Source organism: Xenorhabdus yunnanensis, from assembly GCF_028598805.1.
GTDB lineage: Bacteria > Pseudomonadota > Gammaproteobacteria > Enterobacterales > Enterobacteriaceae > Xenorhabdus > Xenorhabdus yunnanensis.
Window position 1 is genome coordinate 1 of record NZ_JAQRFI010000088.1, and the last position, 6,409, is coordinate 6,409.

The window sequence follows — 6,409 nt, forward strand, 5'->3', positions numbered from 1 at the left end:
ATACTGGCTGTTTTCCCGGAATGCACAGCGGATCAGGTTTTCCACATCCCGTTTCAAGGTAGTTATCTGCTCCTGACGGTAGTTCGCCAGACTGACCACAAACAGCGTGACCGCTAAATCATGCTGGGTTTCCGGCATCGGCAGGCACTGCATATCATCACCATGCCCATGATGACCCTGATTAGTAATGTAATCGTTGACCGCCTCAATAAAGGGCTGGCTGATTACCCCCGAATCCAGCAACAGATACGCGTTGGCGGTGCCTGCCCCACGGGGCGCGTCATGCAGAAAGAAGATACGATCAATGCTTAAGCCCGCCACCGCTGCAATCATGCCCCGGTAAACCGCATCGGTATGATAGTTACCGACCAGGTTATATTGGTTGCGGCAACGATCACGTAAATCATCGTCCGACTCCGCATCCGCGCCGGGCGTCAATAACCAGCCGTCTTCATTCTGCACCCGTGCAATCCCGGATATCGCCACGGGCAGAAGTCGAAAGTAGCCGGGCGCAAGATTAAATGCGCCGCCTGCGGCTTCTGCCCTCACAGGCAGCAAGGCACTGAACACACCATCCGCCATTACTACGCTTTCCGTGGTGCTGACCCAGTAGATTTCACCGTTAATGCGTTCAGTCTGGATCACCGTTCCGGCGGGCACGGTCACCGCTGATGCGCCCGCTATCTTATAGAAGCGGATCACCCCCTGTGCAGCCGAGGCGGGCTTGCGTTTCAGGTTCACGCCCCAGGCGAACATATCCAGCCATGAACCTGATGCCGTTGCCAGATACATATTTTTCAGCGTGACATGGATTAACGCGTCTTTCAGCCACAACACAGGCCGCGTCACCATCGTGTTAATCAACCGCCAGAACGGGGACATGCGCGAGGTGTTCGTCACCAGCCCGGCTTCATCCACCACGTTGGCAAAGGCTTTGCTGATGTCGGCTTCCGTGGTCGGCATCCCGCTGTCACGCAGCACCTTTTCATAATCAAGGGTGGGTTTAGTGTCCATGTCCCACACTCACGCTCAGTCGGCCAAAATCATAAGTTTCTGCCATGATCCACAGCTTCGTTGGTGTTTCTTCATTAATGATGACCGTCCCCGGAATAATTCGCTCATCTTCCTCGACCAGAATTTCAATCTGGGTACGAATATCCGCCCGCAAGGTCGGGCTGCGTTCAGCGACCAACTCGGTGGCAAGACCACTTTCCATAATGGCGTGAACACAGTCCTGACCCACCGAAAAGCGGTTATGGCAAAAGCGCGGTTCATTCCCGGCGTTCAGCGTGAAGTCACCGCCCGTAATCCATAAATCAATGTATTTTGGCTCATCCATAAGCCACCTGCTCCCATTCTGTGAGTTGTCCCGGTGTGACGTTGCTTGTCACATTCAGCGTGACATTTTCAATCCGACGACTGTTGTCGGTGATGGTCTGTGAATTCGTTGTTACCGCTTTCATCAGACCTTGCTTGCCAATGCCCTGCTTTTTCCCGCCCGTTAAGACGCCCTCGGTTTCGGGCGGCTGAATGGCTTTCACTGGCTGGATCATCGCTTGAGGTTGTCCCTGCAAAATCCCGTTGGGTTGGGCTATCAGTTTCTGGGTATTTTCCCCGATGCCCTGCACCGGAGCCGCCGCTTTTCCAGTCGGTTCGGTGACCGTCTTCTCAATGGCTTGGGTTTCAATATTGATGCCCGGAATGTAGTTCAACTTGTCGATAATCCAATTATAGGCTTCGCTAAATGATCTTTTTAGCCAGTCCCATAAGCCACTAAAGAGATTGCTGACACTGTCCACCATGCCGGAAAACGTATCCGCCAGTGAAAAGTTGCTGAACCAGCTACAGAGGTTATCCCACACCTCGCCAATCCAGGCAAAGACTGCGCTGAAGATCTCGCCAACCCATTTCACACAGGCCGCGATAACCTTAAACGCCGTGGTATTCATAATGGCGGCTTTAATGGCATCCCAGTGCTTAATCAGCAGATAAATGCCCACAGCCAGCAACGCAATCGCAGCAATAATCAGCAAGACAGGCCAAGTCATAAAGCTGAATGAAATGCCCGCTAACATGGCCTGCATACGGACAGCCATCAATGTATTACGTAATATTCTCAGTCCGACGTTCCATACGGTAACCGCACCATTGCAAAGCCAGACTGCCGCCGTCCACAGTTTCATCACCAACGTACAGGCCGCCCAAATTCCCTTAAGCCCCAGCCAGATAAACTTCGACACGCCCATCACGATATTGGCCGCAGCCCCCACTGCCGCGAATCCGATAATGCCCGCTGAGATATAGCCAATCCAGCGCGCAATATTGGGAAACAGTTTCAGCCAGCGCACCACTAACTGACTGATGTTCGCCATCTTGTTGACCAGCGAAGACACCGCAGGCAGCAGCGTTGACCCCACCGCAATACGGATATTTTGCCAGATGGCTTGCAGCCGTTCCCACGGGTTCGCCATCAGTTCAGCCATTTCACGGGTACGCTTCATACCATCGTTCGCGCCCAGTGCGGTCATGTTCTTGCGCAGCACATCGACATTGCCGTAAAGCTGTTTGACCACCACGGCAGAATCCCCGAACGCGGCTTCAATTTCGGCCTGTGCCTTGAGATTGCCTTCAATACTTTTGCCGTATTTGGCCTGTAATTTTTCCAGCATTTCCGGCATCGACAGCAATTTCCCGGAGGCGTTGGTAAAACTTAACCCCAGTTTCTTGCCGCTGGCTTCTGCATTGGTGATAAATGATTCATACGCGCCGCTGGCTTCCCCGCCCAGCGCGCGGTTAAGTTCCCCCAAGACCGCCAACTGCTCATCAATGCCGACGCCGAACTGGGTTCCGGCGGCGCGGGCCCCTTCCATCAGGTCAGCAATGTCGGTCATGGACGTGCCGAACGTTTTCGACATGATCACCGCCTTGCCTGCCAGTTCTTCGGCAAACCGGAGGTGACCCACCGCCTTGGCATGGCTGGAAAATTGGGAAAACATTTTTCCCATGTAACCGGCGGTATCGCTGGCGCTGGATTTGAGGGCGGCGGCAGTGGTATTGGCAATATTCGTCATCTGGGGCAGGTCGCTGTGTGACAGCCCGTTCACGGCCTTGCTGATTTCAGCGGCCGACTGCACAAACTCAATCGACGACTTGCCATACTGGGAACTGAACGTCATGGCATCGTTGGCGACTTTATCCATCACGCTGCTGTCAATGCCCTGCAATGAGGCGGATTTCAGCGCCTCATCCATTTCAATGGCCGGATCCAGAAAGCCCTTGATTGACCAGAACGCCCCGGCCAATCCTGCGCCACCAATCGCCAGTTTGCCGAACGCGTCTTGCGAAGACTGGGCAAACCCGGACACCGCCGCTTTCGCACTCGCCAGCGGTTGTGTGATTTTATCAATCAGGCTTAAGGTAAAATCTAATTCCTGACTCATGGTTCACCCCTGAACGCCAGCGCAATACCATTTGCCGTGGCAATGCGCGTATTTTCCCAATAACGATTATCCAGCCAGATGGCACGGGCTAAATTTTCCGTATTATCTTTTTCATGCGGTAAATAATGACGGCGTAATATTAAGGCCTGTTCAAATAAACTATGGTCAATCGCCTTAACCCGTGCATTCAGTTTTTTATTTCGATATCCAGTTTAGGCGCATATTCCGCATTCACCCGTTCCACAATCTGCATGGCAGCGCCGGGGATTTGCAAGAGGGCATCCAGTGCGGCTTTTGAGGCAGGCTGCACAATGCGGCGCAGGTAAGTGACAATCGGCACAATCTTATTGTCCATTGCCATGTCATTAATCATGCTGTTATAGGCAATGATATTCGGTTCAAAATGAATTTCAGTTTCGCCGATAATTAAGGTAATGATTTTATTTTCTTTGCTCATGAATGAATTCCTTTCTTTTATTAATTTCGTCCACTAATTGATTATGCCTTGCGGCACAGTTGCCATATAAGGCGGAATAATCGATTAAGATATTGGCTAAATTATTTCCGGTCGTTCCGGTTAATTTCGGTAATATTGCCTGACATTTTTTCAGCAGGTTTTCCTGATAAGGTTCGCCCGATGGTGTCGGCGGTGTCGTTGTACAGCCGGACAAACTCAGGGCTAACGCACACAGCAGTAAAAACAGGCTTGACCACTTCAGTACGAATCTCTCGCGGGGCGGCATGGGCGATCCCCTCCAGTTTATCTTCTAATTGCCGGGCGGAGGCGCTGGAAATGGCTTGCAACTCCTGTCGCATGGCCTCTTTTGCGCTTGCTGCTGCCCGTGTGATGTTCAGCTCGATGCTGTCACGGTAATAGTGACTGACGCGCCAGCCCGCACCGAACGCCAACGCCACCACAACAACATAGAGCGTCCGGGCATTGGGCATCATTTCACCCCGTTATGTGAGAGCGAAAAATGATTGCCATCGGGACGGGAAAAGCGCCCGCCCCATGTACCGCCCAGCGACTCCCAATATTCCCCCAGTGGCAGGTACGCGTCACTGCGGGTCTGATACTCGCCCTGAATAAACAGGTTGAGATCAACCGCCAGACGCAGCGTATGCAGACTGTTGGCAATCCCCGTGCCTTTCCGGGCATTCAGTTTCGCCTGCGCCGGGGCGCGGTGCGCCTCACCCAACGTCACACGATAGCCGCGTTCGTCCGCCCATAAGATCAACTGGGCAACCCATACCGCAAATAATTGCTGTTTTTCACTCAGTGTCATTGCTTTAACTTCCCTGTTAATAAAGCGCTCCCGCGCTTGCGTAACCAGACCTCAATGAGCTGATATCCGGCAATTCCCAGTGCACTGCCAATCCCCGTGACCGCTATCGGGCTGATGCCCGGCCACCAAATCAGCAACGCCCCTGCCATCACTGACACCGCTGAACCCAAGATAACCCGGCCGATAAACAGCCTTAAGGTGATCGGTTCGTTGCCTGTCAGCATTTTGCCCAACGCAATCAGTGCCCCCAATAGCACCAGCGTGACAAACGTTTTTTCATGTTCGTCCATGAACGCCCCCGTTACCCAATCAGGCTTTGTGTCAGTTCCGCTTCCAGATAAGGAATACCATTGATGCGCACAAAATCCGGGCTGGTCACCACAAACTTCACTTTGTGGGTCATGACGCTGCCACCTTTCGGGTCAACGTCCAGAATGTCGCTGACAATCAGCTTGCAGCCGTAAGCCTCAACCTTGATTTCCTCGTTGCCTGCCTTGGCGTACCACATCAGGTCAACGGGCTGAATGCCCCGCCATGACCCCGCCGAACGCGCTTTGGCGGTCACGATTTCCAGATATTTGGTACTGAGTTCAATCTCACCCTCCGCCGCCACATCCCCGGCGATATAGCCATCCGGTACGCCCTGCGTCTGGGCAGCGGCGGTGTTATCGGTAATGGACAGATTGACCTTTTCGGCATGAACCAGATCCCCGTCCATATTAAAATCGACCGACTGGCCTGAAATACGTTGGCTCATGCGCTTTTCTCCAGACTGCTATCCAGCAACAGGCTCACTGAAATGCCTTTCGGACATTCATAGGTGCGGATAGTGATATAAATTTCCACCGTGTTTTTATTACGCCATGTGATGGCGACATCGCCGTCTTTCGGCGATTTCACTTCCCCCGGAAACGTCACGCCGTTAATTTCGGTACTGCGGGACATTTCACGCAAGGTACGGGCGAAGTAAGCCTGATGGGTGGCGGTGCTGCCCGGTGTGCTGTTCAGACTGCGGTCGGCAATTTTGGCAATCGCCTGCAAGCGCACCCGGCGGGCCACTTTATCAACCACCCGCAGATTTTCGATGCTTTGGTAATCGCCGCCTTCCACATCCAGTGTACGGCCATCTGACCAGTACAGGCCGTCATAATCGGGATACCACATCGGCACGCTGAAACGCAGTTTTTCCAGTGCCTGCAAGGTCGCCAGATCAATCGGCTGGCCTGTGCCATCTTTCGGGAAGTCACTGGCCCCCAAATCCATCAACGCCCCGGTCTGTACCCGTGCGGGACTGTCTGCTACGGTGACGGCACGATTGCACAAGCGCCCGGCCAGTACACCCGCCTCATTGCCCCACAGACACGGCACCAACTGCACGGCGGGCACGGCTTCACCCTTTTGCAATTCCGCCAGACGGGTGACGTAATCGGCCCACGGCTCTTTAGACTGGGGGCCATCCACCGACAGGATCGCCCACTGCCAGCGGCCAAACTTGGCGATGGTGTTCGCCCGCAAGGTTTGTGCGGCCTTAATCACCTCTTTGGTCGCGCCGCGGGTCAGCACATAACCTTCAACACTGGCGATAGTCTGTGCCGCAATAATCGCGTCCACGAACGCCCGTTCATCGGCCAGTTCCGGCAGAATATGCACGTACCCTGACCAGTTCTGCCCGGCGTTTGCCAT

The 6,409-nt window shown here is 53.7% G+C and carries 10 protein-coding genes; all 10 read right to left on the reverse strand.

The window, feature by feature from the left end:
• Positions 1–1,014, reverse strand: a 1,014-nt coding sequence (locus tag PSI23_RS19845) for a baseplate J/gp47 family protein (RefSeq protein ID WP_273556696.1), incomplete at its 3' end; no start/stop codon positions are given.
• A complete protein-coding gene (locus PSI23_RS19850) occupies positions 1,004–1,339 on the reverse strand; it encodes a DUF2590 family protein (protein WP_273556697.1) in 336 nt (111 codons plus the stop codon). The genes PSI23_RS19845 and PSI23_RS19850, both read right to left, overlap by 11 nt.
• Positions 1,332–3,440: a phage tail tape measure protein gene (locus PSI23_RS19855; RefSeq protein WP_273556698.1), complete on the reverse strand. Its 2,109-nt coding sequence runs from the start codon at positions 3,438–3,440 to the stop codon at positions 1,332–1,334. The genes PSI23_RS19850 and PSI23_RS19855 overlap by 8 nt, the downstream gene beginning before the upstream one ends.
• Positions 3,437–3,631, reverse strand: a complete 195-nt coding sequence (locus tag PSI23_RS23285) for a DUF6890 family protein (protein ID WP_373567362.1) — start codon at positions 3,629–3,631, stop codon at positions 3,437–3,439. The genes PSI23_RS19855 and PSI23_RS23285 overlap by 4 nt, the downstream gene beginning before the upstream one ends.
• Entirely contained in the window at positions 3,628–3,897 is a 270-nt protein-coding gene (locus PSI23_RS19860) for a putative phage tail assembly chaperone (protein ID WP_273556699.1), read from the reverse strand. The genes PSI23_RS23285 and PSI23_RS19860 overlap by 4 nt, the downstream gene beginning before the upstream one ends.
• Before the next feature lie 101 nt (positions 3,898–3,998).
• Positions 3,999–4,391: a hypothetical protein gene (locus PSI23_RS19870; RefSeq protein WP_373567361.1), complete on the reverse strand. Its 393-nt coding sequence runs from the start codon at positions 4,389–4,391 to the stop codon at positions 3,999–4,001.
• The gene (locus PSI23_RS19875) at positions 4,388–4,726 is read right to left on the reverse strand and encodes a M15 family metallopeptidase (RefSeq protein WP_273556700.1); all 339 of its coding nucleotides are present in this window, start codon (positions 4,724–4,726) and stop codon (positions 4,388–4,390) included. The genes PSI23_RS19870 and PSI23_RS19875 overlap by 4 nt, the downstream gene beginning before the upstream one ends.
• On the reverse strand, positions 4,723–5,016 hold the full coding sequence (locus tag PSI23_RS19880) for a phage holin family protein (RefSeq protein ID WP_273556701.1): 294 nt from the start codon (positions 5,014–5,016) through the stop codon (positions 4,723–4,725). The genes PSI23_RS19875 and PSI23_RS19880 overlap by 4 nt, the downstream gene beginning before the upstream one ends.
• A gap of 11 nt (positions 5,017–5,027) precedes the next feature.
• Positions 5,028–5,483 carry a DUF2597 family protein gene (locus tag PSI23_RS19885; protein WP_086110339.1) on the reverse strand — a complete coding sequence of 152 codons (456 nt, stop codon included), beginning with the start codon at positions 5,481–5,483 and terminating at the stop codon, positions 5,028–5,030.
• On the reverse strand, positions 5,480–6,409 hold a 930-nt coding region (locus PSI23_RS19890), incomplete at its 5' end, for a DUF2586 domain-containing protein (RefSeq protein ID WP_273556702.1). The genes PSI23_RS19885 and PSI23_RS19890, both read right to left, overlap by 4 nt.